The following is a 213-nucleotide window of genomic DNA, read 5'->3' as shown; positions in this document are numbered from 1 at the left end:
ACCGTGGCCCCGGCCCAGACCCTCACCGACAAGGAATACCAGATCATGCGTAACGCCTCGCTGGCGGTACTGCGTGAGATCGGTGTCGAAACCGGTGGCTCCAACGTGCAGTTCGGTATTTGCCCGAACACCGGCCGCATGGTTGTCATCGAGATGAATCCGCGTGTATCCCGCTCCTCGGCTCTGGCTTCCAAGGCGACCGGCTTCCCGATC

At 62.0% G+C, this 213-nt stretch carries 1 protein-coding gene; it reads left to right on the top strand.

The window, feature by feature from the left end; all coding sequences use genetic code 11:
* On the top strand, nt 1-213 hold a 213-nt coding region (locus tag B2Z72_RS05845), incomplete at both ends, for a hypothetical protein (RefSeq protein ID WP_297004359.1).

The organism is Thalassolituus sp. UBA6592, assembly GCF_002433655.1.
In the GTDB taxonomy this organism is placed as follows: domain Bacteria; phylum Pseudomonadota; class Gammaproteobacteria; order Pseudomonadales; family Oceanobacteraceae; genus Venatoribacter.
Note: the sequence above shows the minus strand (reverse complement) of the source record. Positions and strands in the feature narration are given on the sequence as shown.